Below are 18,774 nucleotides of genomic sequence, written 5' to 3'. Positions count from 1 at the left end.
CTGTTACGCTGCCCGCGCCGGCGCTTGGGCAGGCGTATCTCGCTGTGAACGCCGCCGACCCAGTGGACGATGAGGACGATCTCGGAGGCCGCATCGTCGATCGGCCACGACCTCATGGATGAGGGTGCGCACAACGCGCTTCTTGAGGCGAGCATCCGTCGTCGGCGCATCCCAGACCGCTTTGAGGTTCGAGGCTAGAACGCCGAGCGAAGCTGGATCGGCAATGGGGGCGGGCGTCGCCGCCTCATGCATTGCGATCTTGCCCTCGACCTCCGCCGCGTGAGCGAGCGCCCTGTTCCAGCGCGCTTCAAGCTCGCCCGCCACCAGCCGGTTCGCGGGGTCAGCGGCATCGTACTGCCGGAAGGCCCGGTCGGCGGCATAGCGCGCCGCTTCGAGGTCGCGACTGAGAGCATCGCGCACCTGATCCCGCCGTTCCCTGGCTTCCTTGGCGGCCGCGGTTGCAGCGGCGATAGCGCCCGGACCGACGACGCCAAGCAGCGCTTCCTCGACTGCATCATCGACGCGCAGTCCGCCGAAGCCGATGCAGTGAGGGCCACCATTGTCCATCCAGGCGCGGCTGCAGCTGTAGCGCGGGATATGGTGCTTCATGCCGGAGTATCGGAGTGTGAGCTTGCGGCCGCAGCGCTTGCACCGGATCAGGCCGGCCAGCAGCCCGTCACCATGCTTGGGCGCGCCGTGATGCCGGCCGGTGGGAATGTTGCTGCTGACCATAGTGCGGATCGCCTCGAACCTCTCCCAGCTCACATACCCTTCGTGGGTGTTGGGCTTCAGCGCCAGCCATTCGTTCCGCGCCTTGCGGCGGATCTTCACGCTCACGCCTGCGGCGCTGTATCCCGCCGCCACAGCCGTCTTACCATAGGCATAGGCGCCGCCGTAGACCGGGTTCTCAATGATCCGGTGGATGGCGGAGTAGCTTGGTCGCCGCCAGGCCGTGTCGCCGCTGGTCTGCTTCACCGGCAGATCGAGATTGTACTCGTGGAGCCAGCAGAGCGCCTGTCGCGCGCTGCCCAGTTCCTCGACCTTGTCGAACACCAGCTTGATCGCTTCCTGGACACGCCCATCCGGATCTTTCTCATAATGGTCGCCGGGCTTCACGAAGCCGACGGGCGCCGCCACAACCAACTCGCCCCGGCGCGCCTTCTCGTAGCGGGCCGAGAGCGAGCGCTGGCGCAACAGATCCAGCTCGTACTCGTTGAGGCTGCCCTTGAGCCCGAGCAGCAGGCGGTCGTTACCGTGCCTCGGTGCATAGATCGTCTCCTGATCGACCAGGACGGTATCGACCACACGACACATCTCGATGAGTTGCTGCCAATCCCGGCTGTTGCGAGCGAAGCGCGAGACCTCGCGGGCGCAAACCGCGCCAACCTTACCGAGGCAAACCTCCGCTACCATCCGCTCGAAACCGGCGCGTTGTACCCCGCCGGCGGCTGAACGACCGAGATCATCATCGATCACTTCAATCTCTGACCACCCGAGCGCCGTCAGCCGGTCCCGCATGGCGTACTGCAACGCATTGCTCTCGCGATTGTGCAACACCTCATGCGCTGAGGATTGACGCACGTAAAGAAGCGCCTTGCGCTCGAGATGATGAGGCCTGACCTTGTCAGAAATCATGACCGACCTCCTTCGCGCGCGGCGTCGCCGTCGTCGCAGCATGGTCGAGGATCAACTGCGTCATCAGACTCATAAGGGCCGCCTGCGCTTCCGCCGGCAGCTCCGACCATGCCGGCGCGCCGATGGCGCCGTTCGACAGGCCGCTCCCGAACAGATCCATCTGCTGCTGCGGCCGCGGTCGTTGATTGTGTCGGTATCCGCTCCCTGGCATTGCCGTCTGGCTTGACATGAGTCGCTCCCCGATTCTGGCCGTGAGAGCCTCTGGATGCGCCAGAAAGCGGGGCAGCTGATTGCGTTCGATCCTTCAACGCTACATCGAGAAGCGCAGAAAGCGCCACAAGTGCATCGATCCTAACAAGCGGCTGAGCTGTCAGAAACCCGGCGTCATGGCATGCCGTCCGGTCGAACATCCATGCGGGAACTTCCAGCCAACGGTCTGCCTGCGATCCGTCCAGGGTGCAGCGAAAAACGACATCGTCGGCCTTGTCGATGGCCCCATGAACGCAAACTCGGCGCCCAAACCAAGGATGATGCCGATAAAGAACCTCGCGAAGAACGGTCCTGTGGGCGTTCTCAAACGTCGTTGTACAACACGACCCGACGTCACTCGACGATCGGTTACCTCAGCCCTGTTGAGTTCGAGCGCAAGGTGGGATTAGCTTAACCCGGTGTCCATCAAACCGGCAGCAGCTCAATGTTCGAAATTTTACTTCGGTTAACGGCACGACGGCTTGACGCAACGAGCCAACGCCGAGCTTTGCTCGGGCGTTATTCAGGTGAAAGCACACAGTACGCTCGGTGATACCGAGAATGATCCCGATGTCTCCAGCAGAGTTGCCGCGGGAAGACCACTCGAGACATTCGAGCTCTCGGGGAGACAATGCTACCCCGACGACCAAGCGATCGGCCGTCCAGAAACGCTTTACATGTGCATGGAAGAACGTTGCGATCAGCCGCAGGTTCTGGGCATGTATGAGTATCGAATGCTCAAAGCTGGCCCGACGGTCGTCGGTCGCAAAGCTCAGCGCCGCTGAGCGAACCGTTGTGGTCGTGAATTGGAAATGTAAATCCATAACGGATGCCGAATTTAGCTTCTTCAAATATTTCGCGCTCTCGTTCCGATCTGGCGGGCCAAATCCCAGCCCCCATTGAAAGGCCTGATTATAGCGGATCGCCTCACGCACCACGGGATCAACGGACTCGCATTTGAAGATAGTGTGCTGTCCAGGATCGCGGATCGAGATTAGGGTCGGGGGACTGCCCGGATTATGAGGAAGTGCAAGACCGCGAAGCTAGATAGAGTCAGCGCCTCTGCGATATCGGCCATGCTCTGCTGAGCAGAATCACGATCTGTGCTTTCGACGAGTGCGTATTTCGGCGATGGTGAGCGGCGATTTCAGGCGATTGTGAGCAGCTGTTTCGCGCGATGATGAGCAGCGGCTTTGACCGACATGGGTGATTGGTTCAGGGGTTTGAGTTGGCGTCAAGAGTGTGATTGCGGGCGTTTTGTTTTCGCATGCTTTCTCCGGAGAGTTGAAGGCGGTGAGCGTTGTGAACGAGGCGGTCCAGGATGGCGTCGCCGAGGGTTGGGTCGCCGATAACGTCGTGCCAATGTTCGACGGGGACCTGGCTGGTGACGATGGTGGAGGCGCGACCGTGGCGATCGTCGAGGATCTCCAGAAGGTCGCGCCGTTCGGGCGGATTTAGAACTGACAGGCCCCAATCATCGAGGATCAGAAGTTGAACGCGGCCGATGGTTTTGAGCAGCCGGCCATATCGGCCGTCGCCGCGAGCGAGGGCGAGCGCCTCGAACAGGCGCGGGACGCGGTGATACTGGACCGAACGATTGTCGCGGCAGGCCTTGTGGCCGAGGGCGCAGGCAATCCAGCTCTTGCCGAGCCCGGTTGCCCCTGTGACGAGCAGGTTCTCGTTGCGGTCGATCCAGTCGCCGCCGACGAGCCTGGCGAAGACGCTGCGGTCGATACCGCGTGGCGTGCGCAAATCGACGTCTTCCACGCATGCGCTCTGGCGCAACGCGGCGAACTTGAGACGGGTCGTGAGACGTTTGGTGTCGCGCTCGGCGGCTTCGCGATCGACCAGCAATCCGACGCGCTCCTCGAACGACAGGGCATCGAGATCCGGTGATCGTCGCTGCTCCTGGAGGGCCTTGGCCATTCCGGTCAAGCCGAGCGTAATCAGCCGTTCATGGGTCGGGTGTGTCAGCATTGGGGGGTCTCCCTATCAGTGGAAATAGCCCTGACCGCGGATGTTGCCGTGGCGCAGGGGCTGGTGGTCGGACGTCTCGTCGAGAAAAGCGCGATCGAGGCCATTCTTGAGGATCGAACGGATCGAGGCGACGGAGCGAGCCTTGATCAGGATGCCGCGTCGGCAGGCGGCATCGACGCGCGCATGGTCGTAGCTCCTGGCCAGCGACAGGATACCGAGGCAGGTGCGAAAGCCTTGCTCGGGATGCGGCCGGGCCGCGATGACGGCCTGGAAAAACGCCGCGGCAGAGGGACCGATCTTCTCGCCGGCAGCGATCAATCCTCCCGGCGTCCATTTGCCGTAGCGGCGGTGGGCGCTCGGCATATGATCGGCAATCGTGGTGTGGCCACGCCGGTTGGGCGCGCGGGCGTGGCTGGCGATCCTCTGTCCCTTGTGGAAGACCTCGATGGTCTTGTCGGCGATGCGGACATCGACGAGTTCACGGATCAGCCGATAAGGGATGGAATACCAATGGCCGTCGATCTCGACATGATAGTCGGGCGCGACGCGGCAACGCTTCCAGCGCGCAAAGACGTAGGGCTGGTCCGGCAGTTCTCTCAACCTGGGGCGATCAATCTCGGCGAACAGTTCGGTCCGGCTGGAGCCGAAGCCGCGCATCTGGCGGGCGTTGAGTTCGACGACGAGCCCGCGGATGGCGGTATTGAGCTCCGCCAGGGAAAAGAAGCGCTGGTTGCGCAGGCGGGCCAGGATCCAGCGCTGGGCGATCTGGACTGCGACCTCAACCTTGGCCTTGTCCTTTGGTCGCCTCGGCCGGGCCGCCAGGATCGCGGTGCCGTAATGGCCGGCCATCTCAGCATAGGTGCGGTTGATCCCGGGATCGTAGCGATCGGGGTTGGTCACGGCGGCCTTGAGATTATCGCAGACCACGAACTTCGGCACGCCGCCGAGATACCTGAACAGGTTGGCATGCACGCCGATCCAGTCGGACAGGCTCTCGCTTGGGCAGGCCTCGGCGTAGGTGTAGTTCGAGGCCCCCATCGCCGCGACGAACAGCTTCATGGCGCGCACTTCGCCGGTGATGGGATCGAAGATGTCGATGGTGTCGCCAGCGAAATCGACGAACACCTTCTCCCCACCGATGTGGGTCTGACGCATGCTCGGCTGCGCCCGCTGCTTCCAGGCCTCGAAAGTCGTGCAAAACCAGGTATAGCCAAAGCCGTCTGGATTGGCGGCGCGATACTCTTCCCACAACAGCAGGCGTGTCACGCTGCGCCGGCGCAGCTCCTTCTCGACATAAGCCCAATCCGGTGTCGGGCGCCGGTCGCTTTGCGAGGCTGCCGTCGGCGCCGGAAACAGCAGCAGTTCAAGGTTCTCGTCGTCCAGGCCCTCCGGCAGCGGCCAGGTCAGCCCGGCAAGGCGGGCGCGACGCACATAACCGTGTACGACCCCATTGCTCACTCCCAACGTCCGCGCGATGACGCGCTCGGTCAGGCCCTGGTGCCTCAAACGTAGAACTTCTCGGATCCGGCGCATCGACAATCTCTGGGTAGGCATCAGGCTTCCTCATTGGTTGAATGAGAAATCCGTAGCCCGGTTGAGTTGTCGGTCGAAGCGTCCGGCACCGCCAAACGTTGCTCACGATCGCCTGAAATCGCTGCTCACGATCCTCTGAAATCGTTGCTCACGATGCGCTGAAATCCGTGCTCACGATCCCGCGAAACGCGCACGACGAGCCGGTCGGCGAGTTTTTGAAAGGCTTGATACAGCGTGGATGACCACACGGCGGTCCTCGGTGGTCGATGATGTCAAATCGCGAGCTATCTGGGCGGGTTGCTCGAGAAAGTTTGCATCGAAATGTGCTGGCGCTAGGCTAGCTGCAACCTCTATTTTGGGGGCCAGCTGGATTCGACTCTGCATCTGCTATGTTGTGGGGTTGAGGAGACCTCCTGTAGGCTTCTCGATCGTTCTCCTTTTGGAATCCTGCATGACCGCGGGAAAGATGCTGAATTTCTGCAAAATCCGGACGTCTGCGGCGCAGGCCGTACGGTGTTTTCGATTAAAAGGACTCTCAAGGAGAGGCAAATGAAGATCGGTGTTCAAAAGGAAATCAAGAGACACGAATACCGCGTGGGACTTACGCCGGGAGCCGTTCGCGACTACGTGGCTGTCGGTCACAGCGTGCTCATCCGGACGAATGCTGGGGCTGAAGTTGGCGCAACGGATGAGAACTATCGCCAGCCAGGCGCAACAATCCTGGGCTCCGCTCGTGAGGTGTTCGCAGCTAGCGAGATGATCGTAAGGTTAAGGAGCCGAGGCTTTCGAATGGAGCCAACTGCGAGAGAAACAGATTCTATTCGCGTAGCTGCATTTGGCTCCAGATTCGGACCAGGCTAAGGGTCTCCTCAAGTCTGGGTGCAGGCTTGTGACGGACGCATTGAATAACGCGACTCTTCCACTTCGTTTGGCTCTGGCCAACAAGGGATTTGCAGCCGTGCGCGAAGATCCGCATCTGCGAACAGGTCTCAATGTCTACCGAGGCCCGTTAACTTACAAGGCGGTAGCCGAAAGTCTCGGCCTGCCGTTCTCACCGATCGAACAGGCTGCGGCCTGATCCCAGAGGTCCCACCATGGGACGTTTCCTCCCTGACTTGGCGGGCCACTCCTTCGGGAGTGGCCCTTTTTTTGTAGGTATCTATGAATTGGTTTAGCCGAACCTAAGCGGGGACAAAAACGGTATCTCCACGCGAATTCTGGAAGGACGACGCTGCGGCTTTGGTGGTCTTCAAAAGGCCATCTAGCTTCTGCGTCTGAACGTGCGTTTGTTCAGACTTGACACAGCCCTCAGGGCTCGACTACCGAGCCGAAGACCACCCGTCCACGGTGAGCTCGCAACGAAGGGGATAACGGTCATCACGGCAAACGCCATTCTCTGGTCGAGCTTCGAAGGGCTGCAGTGCCGAAAGGTGCTGGTTTCCGTGGCGAGAAGCACGCGAGATGCCTCAGGGCAATATCGAATTGGCGCGGGTCTTGGAAATGACATTACCACGTTGGGCTCCGCCCAAGTCGCCCAGCAAGACTTCGTTCGCGGCATGGTCAGGTACATCATCCTTCCACCGAACGGATCCAAACGGTCGCTCTAGCATCCGACGGATTCGCACGGGCTCCGGACCGACGTGGAACGACGCCGCTTGACGGTCCAGCGCGCGTTCGGAGTGGGTCGAGCGGTTGCGTTGACGTAGGTAATCAAGCCAGGTCGGGCAATGGTAGCGCTCGGTCCACAATTCCGGATCGGCAATATCGCGTGCGATGGACCAGCCATACGCGCCATTCCTTTTCCGGAACAGCTGCACGTCTTGCATTATGTTGTGAAAGGCCCGCGCATTCTCTTGTGTCACACGATATTCGATTTCTATCACAAGGGGCCCGCTACGATCGGTTAGCGCAAGGCGAACCTCAGGATGGGCGAGCGCCTCGGCGTCCTCGCTTCGCAGGTTTATGCGAGGCATGCGGAGCCGAAGTCCCAATAGCGGAGAACTCAACATCAGGACGGCCGATATCAAAAGTGCCGTTTCGACGCCGGCGGCATCGGTCAGGCGACCCCAGCCCCAGCTACCGACAGCAATACCGCCTGAGCTAGCTGCTTGGTAGGCCGCGAGCGATCGTCCCGCGACCCATCGCGGCGCCGACAGTTGCACGCCAATGTTGAAAAGGGCCCACGCCATCATCCACACGGCGCCCGCAAGGACAAGCGCGGCCGATGTTAGAACTAGATCGCGGCTCAACGCCACCGCGGCAAGCGAACCAGCCATCGACAAAGCGCACGCTCGGATTGCTGCCTCACCGCTCAACCGCTTCCGTATTTCGGGTATATTTAGTGCTCCGATCACCGCACCCAAGCCAAACGCGCTGAGCGTAATCCCATACGTCTGGGCACCACCTCGCAGGAGATCGCGTGCAACGAGTGGCATTAACGCAATGATGGCGCCGCCGATCAGGCCCGTTACCATCGAACGGACCAAAACAATCTTGATCGGGGGCGAATTAGCGATGTAGCGGACCCCCGACACGATGGCACGGTTTAGCTTCTCGGGGGGAAGATACGCAGGTTCGGAACTTCTGTTCCAAAAGAATAGCGCAACAAGGAGCGGCAGATATAGCAAGGCGTTCAGCGCGAAGGAAGCTACAGCGCCCGCTGTCGCAACCACAATGCCGCCAATAGCGGGTCCTACGCTGCGCGCAATATTATAGCTGATGCTGTTCAGCGCGACCGCCGCCGGAAGGGCTTCCGCCGGCACCTGCTCACTAACGGAGGACTGCCAGGCAGGATCCATCATGGCTACACCGCTGCCGATCACGAAACAAAGTATCAGCAACAAGTCCGGCGTGACCAGGCCGAGCCAGGCAAGTGTCGTCAGCGCGGTCGCACCAGCGAGCGAGATGGCGAGCGAGACGAGCATCACGATTCGCCGGTCATACATGTCAGCAATGGCGCCGGCTGGCATCGAGATCAGCATAACAGGCAGCAACAACGCGGTCTGAACAAGAGCTACTTTGTCGGCCGACGATGTCATCTGAGTCATCGCCCAGGCCGCGCCGACGCTCCGAATCAGGGCGCCCAAATTCGTAAGCAGACTGGCGAGCCAGATGCGCCGGAAGGTAGGGTGGCGGAACGGCGCAGTGATGCTTTCAGCGCTGAAAGCCAGAGGCTTGGGAGAATAAGTCATCTCGCTTGCTGCGTTACCTCCGATGAATTGAAGATAGGCTCCGAAATTCGGCTACTGACCAACGGTGAGCGGCCCTGTCTGCTTTGTGCCGCATGTGGGTGCAAAACGCCTTAATAGAGCGAAGCTCGCTCCGAGGATTCGCTGTGGCTCTAGCCGGCCCTGGAGCGAACGGATCTGACCCTTGTCCTTGGAGCGTGAGCAGGAACGGGGCCGATGTTTAATCACTGGCCGCGACATCCCGGCCGCGTCAGCAAGGTGTGGCACGCACTCAACCGCGCCAGAGGCGGTATAGTCCTGGGCCAGGTCTTGATCCCGTATAATGGATTGTATCTGGTCCGGCTTCGGCAAGCGAGCTGCTGCATCAGCCCTGCTGCGAAGAGATCGCCGTCGAATTTTTGAGATCTGCATATTTATGTCAGAGTGGGATGCTAGCAATATCTGAACGCATATAGACGGGCGTTCTACTCGAAGCGGATCTAAAAAATCCGATCGAAGGTTCGCTAATTGCACAGAGTACAAGATCGATGTGGCGGTTGGCAGCGTTTTACACGCACTGAGCGATGAAAAAGCGCGGCATGCGACGCATGCTGTGCAAGCCGCCACCACCTCTCCATTCGGTAAACGTTCGCGAGTTCCGCTCGACCGAATCAGTCAGCTCGCGTGCGCTACAACCAGAACCGTTAGCGCAACAAGCGCCACTCGTCCGAGTGAGACGCTGCTCAAGTCCTATGAATTGCACCTAGCCCAAACATCATCTGCGCTCGATTCCTATTGTAGCTCGGCAGTGCGCTTTAGCTTGCCTGCGACGATAAACGATAGCACGCAGATTTGCGTCGTGAGACAATCGCTTCAATCCTCGGACGGAGCCTCGATTGGAATAGCGAAGCCGGCTTTTACCCGATCCATTACAACCATGGTTTTGAAGCCTTTGATATCGGGGTTCTCACGGAAGAATCGTCGCGTGAACTGCTCATAGTCGTCCATGGTGCGTGCGGTAATGTATAGGACAAAGTCAGCATCACCTGTAACGTAAAACCCATTGACTACTTCAACTGATGATTTGATGGCTTTCTTGAATCTATCGATTATGTCCGAGCGCTCCCGCTCCAAGGTCACCAACACCAGCATCTGAATGGGTCTTCCTACCGCCTTCGCCGAGACGATCGAAACGTCGGCCTCAATGATGCCTGCCGAACGAAGCCTCTTAAGTCTGCGTTGACACGCGGTAGCAGAAAGCCCGGCCAGTTCGCCAATCGCCTCGGATGTCAGACGGTTATTCTTTTGCACGATCTCGAGGATGTGAGCGTCGATTCGGTCGTATTGCATAACCGGCTCCAGGCGTGAGAGGAAATCCTGCAAAGACTCCCTGCTCTTCGCAGAAAAAACTCCCCTTGTGGGGAAATCTCGTTGAAAAACATCATTGCGACATCAGTATCGTCGATCTATCGGCAATTTCAACAAATATGCAGCGCGAGTCGCAAAATTGATCTCCAAAAGACCTTTGTCCTGCTACTCAGCGAAGATCGCCGGCTGGGCGGCGAACGACCGTGGCCGTCGTCCGGCAGGGACCGGTGCCGACATGACGTCGAGCTCGACTTCGTTGTTCATGACGATGATTCTGATGTCTTGGACATGGTTTTCTGCTCTGCGAGAAATACTAGCAGAGCGGCCCGCGAGCCGACTTTGCAGCGCGAGTCCGTTTTTTGGCGATACTAGCACTACTTTGGCAGAATGTGTTTTCGCCGCTGTTTTTCAAGGATTTGCTTTCGGCAATGTGGGCACTGCTGGGGCGGCGGCCGAAGGATGAGATCGACGATGGCGTGACGTACGGCGGGCATAGTCGGTTGAGGCGGAGGCCCGTTGATTCTTTTTTTTTCGCCCCGCGTTTGCGAGGCGACGATGTTGCAGGAAGGCGTAGGCAATCATTGTCATAAGGGCGTGGCGATGAAGACCTTGCCATGATCGCCCTTCGAAGTGATCAAGTCCAAGTTCCTCCTTCAACTGTTGATGCGCCTGCTCACAAATCCACCGTCCCTTGATGGTGGCGGCCAGCGTGCGCAGATCCGTCGTCGCCGGAAGATTGGCGAGATAGTATTTCTTCTCCCCGGAGGCACGTTGCTCGCCAATGAGCCAGGCTTCGTCGCCTGGGAGATGCTGCTGACCTTTATCCCATATCCGCTGCGGAGGGCCGTCGGCGGTGCGGACACGGAGAGCAGCAAATCGGGCTTTGAGCCGACCTTTCGTCCCGCTGCGCCAACTCACGGTTTTCCATTTGGCGCTGGCCAGCATTTGTTCTGCCGCAATCGATAAGATATCGGGCACGTGGTGCTTTCGTGGTTTGCCACGGGCTTTGGTGATCGGCCAAATGAGCTTCACATCGACCGGATACACTTTCTGGTGCCGAGGGATACCGACCGCCCAGGCCAGCCCGCGCTCTGTTAGCCCTTGTCGAAACGGCGCGCTGAGGCCGTATCCTGCATCCGCCAGCACACATCCAAAGCGTATGTTGGCTGCCATCGCGCGGTCAATCTCGGCCAAAGCGATCTCCGGCTTGGACCGCGGCGTTCGGTGTTCGACTGGCACGCGAGCGCGCTTCAAGCGAGGCATGTCGCTTGTCCAGCTGTCAGGCAGAAAGAGACGTAACGCGACCATCACGGGCACTTCCCCGCGCGCAAGCGTTAAAGACACCAGCGTTTGGCAATTTGCAGTTTTACCGAGAGCCGACGCGTATTGAGCCGCAACACCGACCGATCGCTCACCCTTTTTCGGCAGTGAGGTGTCATCAATAACCAGCACCGCATCCCTGCCGCCGACAAGTCGGTCCGCCTGGTTGAGCAGCTCTGTCTCTAGCGGCGTCGCGTTCCAGACGCCGTCCGCAATGAAATGGTGCAACTGGTCGTAGTTGCTCGTGGCAAGGCGTTCCGCCATCGGCTGAACGCTCTTGCGATCGCCAGGACCGATCAATCCCGCAACATATAGAGGACACATCCGCTGTCGGGTCTTATGACCCAGCCGGTCCAAGAACGGCATCAGCCAGCGTTCGAGTTCGTCTTCCCATCCCGGCATGGTCAGCCCTCCAAGAGCCGACCACCCATGAATCATTGAACAATTGATTCGGGAATCCTATAAATCGCGGCAAAATCAACAATCTGCCAAAGTAGTGCTAGGGTTCAGACTCAATTGATCCAATAAGCGACGAGAGCGGCGAGGTGGACGGCGGCCAAGAAGTTTCTGGCAAGTTTGTCGTAGCGAGTAGCAACACGCCTGAAATCCTTGAGCCGGCAGAAACAGCGCTCGATAACATTGCGCCCTTTATAGAGGCGCTTGCTGAAGCTGTGGAGGGTTACCCGGTTGGATTTGTTTGGAATGACGGGTTTCGCGCCGCGATTGACGATTTCGGCGCGAAAGCCGTCGCCATCGTAGCCTTTGTCCCCAATGAGGGAAGACATGGGCGGCGCGAGCTTCAAAAGGGCCGGCCCTGCGGCAATGTCTGCGGCTTGTCCCGGAGTGAGATGAAATGCGCAAGGTTTGCAATCAGGGTCGCTCAGCGCGTGGATTTTCGTGGTCCGCCCACCGCGCGAGCGGCCGATCGCCTGTTCACACTCCCCCCTTTTCCGCCGCTCGCCGAGCGATGCGCTTTGATCGAGGTGGAGTCGATCGACAAAGCCACTCGGTCCTTGCCGCAGCGGGCGAGCGCTTCAAAGATCGCCTGCCAATGTCCGCGCTTAGCCCAGCGATTGAACCGATTGTAGATCGTCGTGTAAGGGCCATAGTCGGACGGGCAATCGCGCCAGCGTGCGCCGCACTGGAGCATGTGAATGATACCGCTGATAATGCGTCGATCGTCTTCGCGCGCCGGGCCGGTCTGGTTCGTTGGCAGATGCGGCTCTATCTGAGCCCACTGCTTGTCGTTGAGCCAGAACAGTCCTCTGCGCATCGAAGTCCCCCGTGCCGAATCAACTTGGCACGAGGGAATCAGAACTCGCTAATTAGGTACAGACCCTAGCATTACAGTTGCTTTTGTTGCGGGCTTCTGAATCCATGGGCAACCATGATTCGAATGTCGTGGGCGCGGGCCGCGTCGGTTGAGGCGACGCTTGCGTTGTGGGCGGCGTCGCTTCGAGAGATCAAGCAACGGATACGTCCGTTGTTCACGCAAGAGCGTGTTGCGACGAATGCAGGTCTGTTCCTGGAAGGTCTGCTCGGAGATGAGCAGCGCAAGACCGGTTGGATGCGCGCGGAGGCGGCTGGCGATCCCGGCCCATGGCGGCAGCAGGCGATTCTGGGTCGTGGAGACTGGGACGCTGATGCCCTGCGCGATATCGTGCACGACTATGTCATCGAGCATTTGGCGGATGACGATGCGGTGCTCGTGATCGACGAGACCGGTTTTCTCAAACAGGGCAAAGCGTCATGCGGAGTGGCGCGGCAATACACTGGTTCGGCAGGAAAGATCACGAACTGCCAGATCGGCGTCTTCGCTGCCTACGTTTCGCGTCATGGCCATGCGTTCATCGATCGCGCGTTGTATCTTCCGAAGGAATGGACCGACGATCCAGATCGTCTGGAAGCCACATATGTGCCTGCCGATGTCGGCTTTGCGACCAAACCAAAGCTTGCGACGAGAATGATCGCACGCGCGATAGCCGGGTCTGTACCATTCAAGTGGGTTGCCGGTGATACCGTCTACGGTGTTGGCAACATCGAACAGCAACTACGTCGGGCAGGCAAAGGCTACGTGCTTGGGGTCAGCAGCGCTCATGTGTTTCGATCCTGGGGCAAGCGACCGCCGGTCGCCGGTACGGCTGCAGACCTCGCCCGGACGCGGCGCTCATCCGACTGGAAGCGCCTGTCGGCGGGAGCCGGAACCAAAGGACCGCGGCTGCACGATTGGTGTTATCTCGAATTGGCGGATCTCGAGGCCGAGCAGTCCAACAGTGCAAATGACGGTTTGTGGACACGCGGTCTACTGATCCGTCGTCGCATTGCCGATGATGACCTCGCCTTCTTCACCACCTGGTGCCCAGCGGGAACAGCCATTGAAACGCTGGTCGCGGTCGAAGGCCATCGATGGGCGATCGAGGACAGCTTTGAAACGGCGAAAAACGAGTTCGGGCTCGATCACAACGAGAGCAGATCCTGGCATGGCTGGCACCGTCATGTGTCCTTGGTGATGCTCGCCTTCGCCATGATGGCCGCGATCCGACATCGCGCTAATCCGCCACCGCCCAAAAAAACGAAACGGCGCCCCCCGGCAAAAGCCAAAACATAACCACCCCACCACTGATCCGTTGGTCAATCCAGGAAATCCGCCGCATTGCTATCAGACTTGCGCGGAAGCGGATTCAACCCGCACACATCATCGCATGGTCCTTCTGGCGCAGAGCTCACCAGGCTGCCGCTCAACGCGCCCACTTCAAATCAAAAAAGCAACTGTAATGCTAAATCAAGCTTTAGCCGGATGAAGCCGCTGATGCCGATTGTAGCGGAGCGGGATGTCGCCGCTTTTCAGCGCAATAGCCCGCTGGTCGCAGCAATGCTGCAAGCTCATCCAAAAAAACGCACGACGAGAGCACAAAAGTCGGTCTAATGTCGGGGCACCGGCGATACGTACCGCCTCTCAAAGCCGCGCGTCTCATGCAATTTGGTGTCAAGAATTCGCTGTATCTTGGCTTACGATTATTCCGCCGGTCTCACGCGGCGTTGATGGTCCCAGCCAGACCGCCAGCGTTCAGGTAAAGCAGCAGTGAAGTGCCGCCGGGCCCGTCCGCAATTTGAGGACTCTCAGTCTTGCGATTCGAAATGACCTTGAACGCCGAGTTTGCGCTGCTCATCGCATCTGAATGCGTCAACACCGCTATCGAGTGCTCCTCCAAATGTGTCTGGATGTTCCCGGCACGCACCCTGAGGATCCGTCCCCGGCCAAATGTTCAGAACTCTCGTCGAGCTTGATCCCGAACTCGTCGTCCTGGCTGCGAGATCTGCAAACGTGATCCGGTCACTCCGTCCGACGGGTGGTTCTTAGGCCCTATGGAGACGACGATGCTGCTTCCGGTCAGTGGTGCATTTAATTTGCGATCAACGCACTATGAATTCGACCGCGTTATCAATTCGGCAGATAAGTGCAGTCCTTCCCGACTGACGCGGGTTCCGACCGCAGCCCGTCGAAGGCTTCGGTCGACCACGAACGTCACCTTGTGCCCGGCGCCGGTGTTGAAGCGCACTCAGGCATGCCTTGGTGGGTCTCTTGAGGCCGCGGCTTTATTACATACGCCCGACTTTCATGAGTGCGCTGCTCTTGGAAGTCGGGAACCGCGCTCGGGGGCGACTCGTGCGCTCTCAATCCCGAGTGAAATCCAAGGAGGGAGGCAGTGAGACGTGCCGTCTTCATCTTTTGCGTTGACCGCGAAAAAGATCCGGTGGCGGGTCACGTTCTGAACGCCATCATGACCGGATGCACCCTTGTTTCGACGGGGCTCGAGATTGATGGACATCCGGTGCTCGAGGACCCGGGCCTGCGCGACACTATCGTTTCGATTGTACGCACTAACGAGGTCGTAAGTAACGACTATGCGCGCTACGCACCACTCTTCAATGAGCGGTTCGGTGACGCCGATGTCATCGGCATAGTGCGTTGGCACGAGGGTGCCAATGCGCCAAACGCAATTTTCTCTGTTCAAACGACTGGCGACCTGGCTACGGGGACTTTCAGCAAAGTTGACCCCCGAATTACTCGGGGGCTTCTTCTTGCCATTGAGGCCGAGCGCGTAACCTCTGATCTTCATAACTTTCGCACTTACTTAGAGGCGACTCACTGGTCAGGCGTCAAAGCCGGTTATGCTGGGACCTGTCTCGCGGACTTGAGGCCTTCTGCAATCGACGTCGAGATCGGAAGCTCGCCAGGCGATTGGGCAAATCCCCATGCCGCCCGAGTGCTGGCGAGAGCTCTTCTGCATACGTTCGATCGGATGGATGAACCTGTGCGTTCCGTCCTCTGTGTCGGCGGCGTCCACTTTGAACCAAGCTTCACAACCGCGGTGCTGCAGTCATTCGACAACCTCCCGATAGCAGCTAGTCACGTCCTACCCAATCATTGGCTGGTGTCTGGCGGCTATGATCACGAAAGTCGATTGATCAATCTAAGAGCGTGCGTGGATTCAATCGTGGGCGGAATTGAAGCCATCGTGTACCACGATAAGCTCAAAGCGCCCTACAAGGCCGTTGCGCGCTTGCTTGCCGAGGAACTTGGCGTCCCAATGTTTCGCATAAACAGCTACGCACGGCTTTGAAGGCCAAGGGTGTTGCCGAATGATCACGCCGGGGCGCGAGTCGTCGGAGTCGGCGTCCTGCACAGCGAGATTGTTGAACTTGCCCGTTGGCGCCCGCGCGGTGCATTTTTAGGAGAAACGCTATGAATGCTATTGGTTCAGAATCTATCAGAACGATTCCTTACGCTCCCTTCCCGCGGGCCGAATACGAAGATCGGGTCGAACAAGCCCGGCGTTCGATGAGAGAACATGCCATTGACGCGCTTCTGGTAACCTCCGAACACAATTTACGATATTTTGTCGGCGAGCCTAGCACGACGCCGCAGCAGACAACTCGGCCCCGCTTTCTTCTTATTCTTTCGTCCGGTGAGGCTGTTGCAGTCGTTCCAGAGGGAATCGATCAGTTTTATAAGGAGACGACCTGGGTCAAACGCTGCCGGAGCTGGCCCAGTCCGAATCCAAAGGATGAGGGGGTGTCGACCCTCGCCGGAGCATTGCGCGAACTATTGCCGGAGAATGCGAAAATCGGCACTGAGCTTGGCGCCGAAAGCAGACTTGGCTTCCCTACGGGAGATTTCTTACGTGTTGCGGCAGCGATCAAACCTCGGATATTTGTAGATGCATCGGATCCGATTTTCACTCCGTTGCGGATGATCAAATCTCCATTAGAGGTCGACCGAATTCGAACTGTATGTAAGCTTGTCTCGGAAGCATTTGACAACCTGGCGCCAAAGCTGCGTTTGGGTATGACGGAACGGGAGGCGTGTCGGGTCTTCGAGCTCGAATGCTTCAATCGCGGGGTCGAAAAGACGGCTAAGATAGTGGGTGTTTCTGGCCGCGGCGGTTATACACGCCCCTACGGTGTTCCGAGCGACAAAGTTCTCTCGGATGGTGACCTGCTGTTTATTGATGCCGGCTGCCTATTCGACTTTTATTGGAGCGACTTCGATCGACATTTTGCCTTCGGCGCGCCTGATCGGCACACCCAAGATGCCTATCAAATCGTTTGGCACGCCACTGAAGCGGGAATCGCCGCCGTTAAACCAGGTACTCCGATCTGCAATGTATGGCGCGCAATGTCAGATGTCCTAAATGGCTCAAACAATCGCGGTAAGGCCACGAACATCGGGCGAATGGGACATTCGATGGGTTTATGGATGCCGGAGTTGCCCTCGGTGCAGCCTGATGACAAGACGATCCTAAGACCAGGCATGATCATCAACATTGAACCAAGCACCTCATACCCGTCATATTTTGACGGATCGCCGAAGTTGATGCTGCACGAAGAGGTCGTCGTCGTGACCGACTCTGGGGCGCAACTGCTCACTTCTCGGGCTTCTCGAACAATAGCGGTTGTCGCGAACTAAGAGAACGCTAGCAGTCTAAATGCCCTGGATCGGGCGAAGAGCACGCTGGGTTTTCGCCTAACCTTGAGAAGTGTTCCACAATTTTCAATGGATAGAGGCTGCCTCGCCGTGTCTCGTTCACGTGTTCGGGCGAGACCTCAATGTCCAATCAGACGCAAAGCTGGGAGGGAATGTGGCTGACAGCAACAGAAGGTGCTCGAAGAGGCTCCAAAGCATGGCGCATCCGCCGGGCTTCTACAGTGCCGTATCATATTGAACTCACAAATTGAGGTCTGACATGCACGGCGTGGAAACTTTCCGAGATCTGCAACGAGAGGCAACCGAGTGGCGTCGCTACCTTCATGAAAATCCTGAGCTAGATTATCGGCTGCACAACACGGCTAGGTTCGTGACCGAGAAGCTGGCTTCCTTCGGTATCAATCACATTGAGACGGAGATCGCTGAAACCGGTATCGTTGCATTGATCCAGGGAACTGGCGGAGACGGGCCCACGATCGCGCTAAGGGCGGACATGGACGCCTTGCCGATCCTCGAGGCCTCAAACAAGCCGTGGTCGTCGAAAGCACCCGCTAAAATGCACGCGTGCGGCCACGATGGTCATACGGCCATGTTGTTGGGTGCTGCGAAATACCTTGCCGGCACGCGCAACTTTAAGGGCTGCGTTGCTTTGATCTTTCAGCCGGCGGAAGAAGTCGAACTTCCGTCTGGCGGCCTAAGAATGGTCCAGGAAGGAATCATGGACCGTTTCAACATCTCCAAAGTTTTTGGGATGCACAACGCGCCGGGCACCGAGGTCGGCAAATTCAGCATTTGCAGTGGGCCTATCATGGCGTCGCAGGACGATTTCGACATTATCGTAAAGGGCCGGGGCGGCCATGCGGCTAAGCCGCATGAGACCATCGATCCAGTCGTGATTGCGGCACAGATCATCCTCGGCATACAGACTCTAGTTTCACGCAAAATCAATCCAATCGATTCGCTCGTGATCTCCGTGACGAAGTTGAATGCTGCCAATGCTTACAACATCATCGCTGATCAGGTCGAAATGGCTGGCACGGTCAGAACCCACGTCCCTGACCTGAGAGACTTCGCCGAACGCCAGATCATGGCAGCCGCCCAGGGCATCGCGAGCGCATTTGGCGCAGATATCGAGTTCAAGTACCGTCGGTCGGTCCCGGTGACCTTCAACCACATCCAGGAGACTAATTTGGCGATCAGGGCGGCACGCAGTCTCGTCGAGTCCGGTTCCGTTGACGAGAGCATTAAACCCCGCATGGGGGCGGAGGATTTCGCTTACATGCTTGAGGCGCGGCCAGGCGCTCTGATTTTCATTGGAAACGGACCGACCGCTGGTGTGCACAACCCGGCATATGATTTTAACGACGAAGCTTTGCCGTATGGCATCGGCTATTGGGTGAACTTGGTTGAGACATTGTTAGGCGTCTGAGGCGTCGGCGGGAGGAGCACGTAAGACCCCAATGTTCACTCGCTGCACGGCCCAGCCGCTAAGCCGCTCGCGCTGACTTGCGATGGTCGTCGGCATTGCCGCAGGCA

15 protein-coding genes and 1 pseudogene are annotated in these 18,774 nt (G+C 58.6%); 6 read left to right on the top strand and 10 right to left on the bottom strand.

Annotated features, from left to right (window positions below):
• Positions 1–3: 3 nt before the first annotated feature.
• The 6 genes from IVB54_RS33020 to istA form a co-directional block, all read right to left on the bottom strand.
• Positions 4–1,635, bottom strand: coding sequence for a recombinase family protein (locus IVB54_RS33020; RefSeq protein WP_247776794.1), 1,632 nt, complete (start codon positions 1,633–1,635; stop codon positions 4–6).
• Positions 1,625–1,795 carry a hypothetical protein gene (locus IVB54_RS33015; RefSeq protein WP_247293539.1) on the bottom strand — a complete coding sequence of 57 codons (171 nt, stop codon included), beginning with the start codon at positions 1,793–1,795 and terminating at the stop codon, positions 1,625–1,627. Before IVB54_RS33015 ends, IVB54_RS33020 begins: the two co-directional genes overlap by 11 nt.
• Before the next feature lie 463 nt (positions 1,796–2,258).
• Positions 2,259–2,516 (bottom strand): helix-turn-helix domain-containing protein, encoded by a 258-nt coding sequence (locus tag IVB54_RS41815; protein ID WP_346658860.1) that lies wholly within the window; start codon positions 2,514–2,516, stop codon positions 2,259–2,261.
• A 106-nt stretch (positions 2,517–2,622) separates the two neighbouring features.
• On the bottom strand, positions 2,623–2,784 hold the full coding sequence (locus tag IVB54_RS41810) for an autoinducer binding domain-containing protein (RefSeq protein WP_346658839.1): 162 nt from the start codon (positions 2,782–2,784) through the stop codon (positions 2,623–2,625).
• A gap of 315 nt (positions 2,785–3,099) precedes the next feature.
• A complete protein-coding gene (gene istB / locus IVB54_RS33005; protein ID WP_247776699.1) occupies positions 3,100–3,861 on the bottom strand; it encodes an IS21-like element helper ATPase IstB in 762 nt (253 codons plus the stop codon).
• A 15-nt stretch (positions 3,862–3,876) separates the two neighbouring features.
• Entirely contained in the window at positions 3,877–5,415 is a 1,539-nt protein-coding gene (gene istA / locus IVB54_RS33000; RefSeq protein WP_247776790.1) for an IS21 family transposase, read from the bottom strand.
• 528 nt (positions 5,416–5,943) lie between these two features.
• On the opposite strand from istA, the gene IVB54_RS32995 reads away from it, so the two are divergent.
• Complete coding sequence (locus IVB54_RS32995) at positions 5,944–6,255, top strand: hypothetical protein (protein ID WP_247776789.1); 312 nt, start codon at positions 5,944–5,946, stop codon at positions 6,253–6,255.
• A gap of 28 nt (positions 6,256–6,283) precedes the next feature.
• On the top strand, positions 6,284–6,472 hold the full coding sequence (locus IVB54_RS32990) for a hypothetical protein (RefSeq protein WP_247776787.1): 189 nt from the start codon (positions 6,284–6,286) through the stop codon (positions 6,470–6,472).
• 388 nt (positions 6,473–6,860) lie between these two features.
• On the opposite strand, the gene IVB54_RS32985 is transcribed toward IVB54_RS32990, so the two are convergent.
• From IVB54_RS32985 to IVB54_RS32970, 4 genes and pseudogenes are all read right to left on the bottom strand, one after another.
• Positions 6,861–8,585 carry an MFS transporter gene (locus IVB54_RS32985; RefSeq protein ID WP_247776786.1) on the bottom strand — a complete coding sequence of 575 codons (1,725 nt, stop codon included), beginning with the start codon at positions 8,583–8,585 and terminating at the stop codon, positions 6,861–6,863.
• Between the two features lie 849 nt (positions 8,586–9,434).
• Entirely contained in the window at positions 9,435–9,911 is a 477-nt protein-coding gene (locus IVB54_RS32980) for an Lrp/AsnC family transcriptional regulator (protein WP_247777552.1), read from the bottom strand.
• Between the two features lie 426 nt (positions 9,912–10,337).
• Positions 10,338–11,687, bottom strand: coding sequence for an IS701 family transposase (locus tag IVB54_RS32975; protein WP_247767993.1), 1,350 nt, complete (start codon positions 11,685–11,687; stop codon positions 10,338–10,340).
• A gap of 74 nt (positions 11,688–11,761) precedes the next feature.
• A pseudogene (locus IVB54_RS32970) lies at positions 11,762–12,522 on the bottom strand (IS5 family transposase).
• 114 nt (positions 12,523–12,636) lie between these two features.
• On the opposite strand from IVB54_RS32970, the gene IVB54_RS32965 reads away from it, so the two are divergent.
• The 4 genes from IVB54_RS32965 (at position 12,637) to IVB54_RS32950 (ending at position 18,667) form a co-directional block, all read left to right on the top strand.
• Positions 12,637–13,857, top strand: coding sequence for an IS701 family transposase (locus IVB54_RS32965; RefSeq protein ID WP_247285483.1), 1,221 nt, complete (start codon positions 12,637–12,639; stop codon positions 13,855–13,857).
• 1,099 nt (positions 13,858–14,956) lie between these two features.
• Positions 14,957–15,874: a D-aminoacyl-tRNA deacylase gene (locus tag IVB54_RS32960; RefSeq protein WP_247776785.1), complete on the top strand. Its 918-nt coding sequence runs from the start codon at positions 14,957–14,959 to the stop codon at positions 15,872–15,874.
• A 122-nt stretch (positions 15,875–15,996) separates the two neighbouring features.
• A complete protein-coding gene (locus tag IVB54_RS32955; RefSeq protein ID WP_247776783.1) occupies positions 15,997–17,220 on the top strand; it encodes a Xaa-Pro peptidase family protein in 1,224 nt (407 codons plus the stop codon).
• 277 nt (positions 17,221–17,497) lie between these two features.
• Complete coding sequence (locus IVB54_RS32950; RefSeq protein ID WP_247776782.1) at positions 17,498–18,667, top strand: M20 aminoacylase family protein; 1,170 nt, start codon at positions 17,498–17,500, stop codon at positions 18,665–18,667.
• The last annotated feature ends 107 nt before the right edge of the window (positions 18,668–18,774 follow it).

The sequence above is a fragment of the Bradyrhizobium sp. CW1 genome (genome assembly GCF_023100665.1).
Classification (GTDB): Bacteria; Pseudomonadota; Alphaproteobacteria; order Rhizobiales; family Xanthobacteraceae; genus Bradyrhizobium; species Bradyrhizobium canariense_D.
The sequence above is the reverse complement of the archived record's forward strand: the minus strand, read 5'-3'. Positions and strand labels throughout refer to the sequence as shown.

What these genes read in the sequence shown, in the direction of transcription:
- IVB54_RS32955 (WP_247776783.1), top strand. Translation starts at nt 15,997, where the DNA reads ATGAATGCTATTGGTTCAGAATCTATCAGAACGATTCCTTACGCTCCC.
- istB (WP_247776699.1), bottom strand. Translation starts at nt 3,861, where the DNA reads ATGCTGACACACCCGACCCATGAACGGCTGATTACGCTCGGCTTGACC.
- IVB54_RS32975 (WP_247767993.1), bottom strand. Translation starts at nt 11,687, where the DNA reads ATGATTCATGGGTGGTCGGCTCTTGGAGGGCTGACCATGCCGGGATGG.
- IVB54_RS32965 (WP_247285483.1), top strand. Translation starts at nt 12,637, where the DNA reads ATGATTCGAATGTCGTGGGCGCGGGCCGCGTCGGTTGAGGCGACGCTT.
- istA (WP_247776790.1), bottom strand. Translation starts at nt 5,415, where the DNA reads ATGCCTACCCAGAGATTGTCGATGCGCCGGATCCGAGAAGTTCTACGT.
- IVB54_RS32980 (WP_247777552.1), bottom strand. Translation starts at nt 9,911, where the DNA reads ATGCAATACGACCGAATCGACGCTCACATCCTCGAGATCGTGCAAAAG.
- IVB54_RS32995 (WP_247776789.1), top strand. Translation starts at nt 5,944, where the DNA reads ATGAAGATCGGTGTTCAAAAGGAAATCAAGAGACACGAATACCGCGTG.
- IVB54_RS33015 (WP_247293539.1), bottom strand. Translation starts at nt 1,795, where the DNA reads ATGGATCTGTTCGGGAGCGGCCTGTCGAACGGCGCCATCGGCGCGCCG.
- IVB54_RS41810 (WP_346658839.1), bottom strand. Translation starts at nt 2,784, where the DNA reads ATGGGGGCTGGGATTTGGCCCGCCAGATCGGAACGAGAGCGCGAAATA.
- IVB54_RS32985 (WP_247776786.1), bottom strand. Translation starts at nt 8,585, where the DNA reads ATGACTTATTCTCCCAAGCCTCTGGCTTTCAGCGCTGAAAGCATCACT.
- IVB54_RS32950 (WP_247776782.1), top strand. Translation starts at nt 17,498, where the DNA reads ATGCACGGCGTGGAAACTTTCCGAGATCTGCAACGAGAGGCAACCGAG.
- IVB54_RS33020 (WP_247776794.1), bottom strand. Translation starts at nt 1,635, where the DNA reads ATGATTTCTGACAAGGTCAGGCCTCATCATCTCGAGCGCAAGGCGCTT.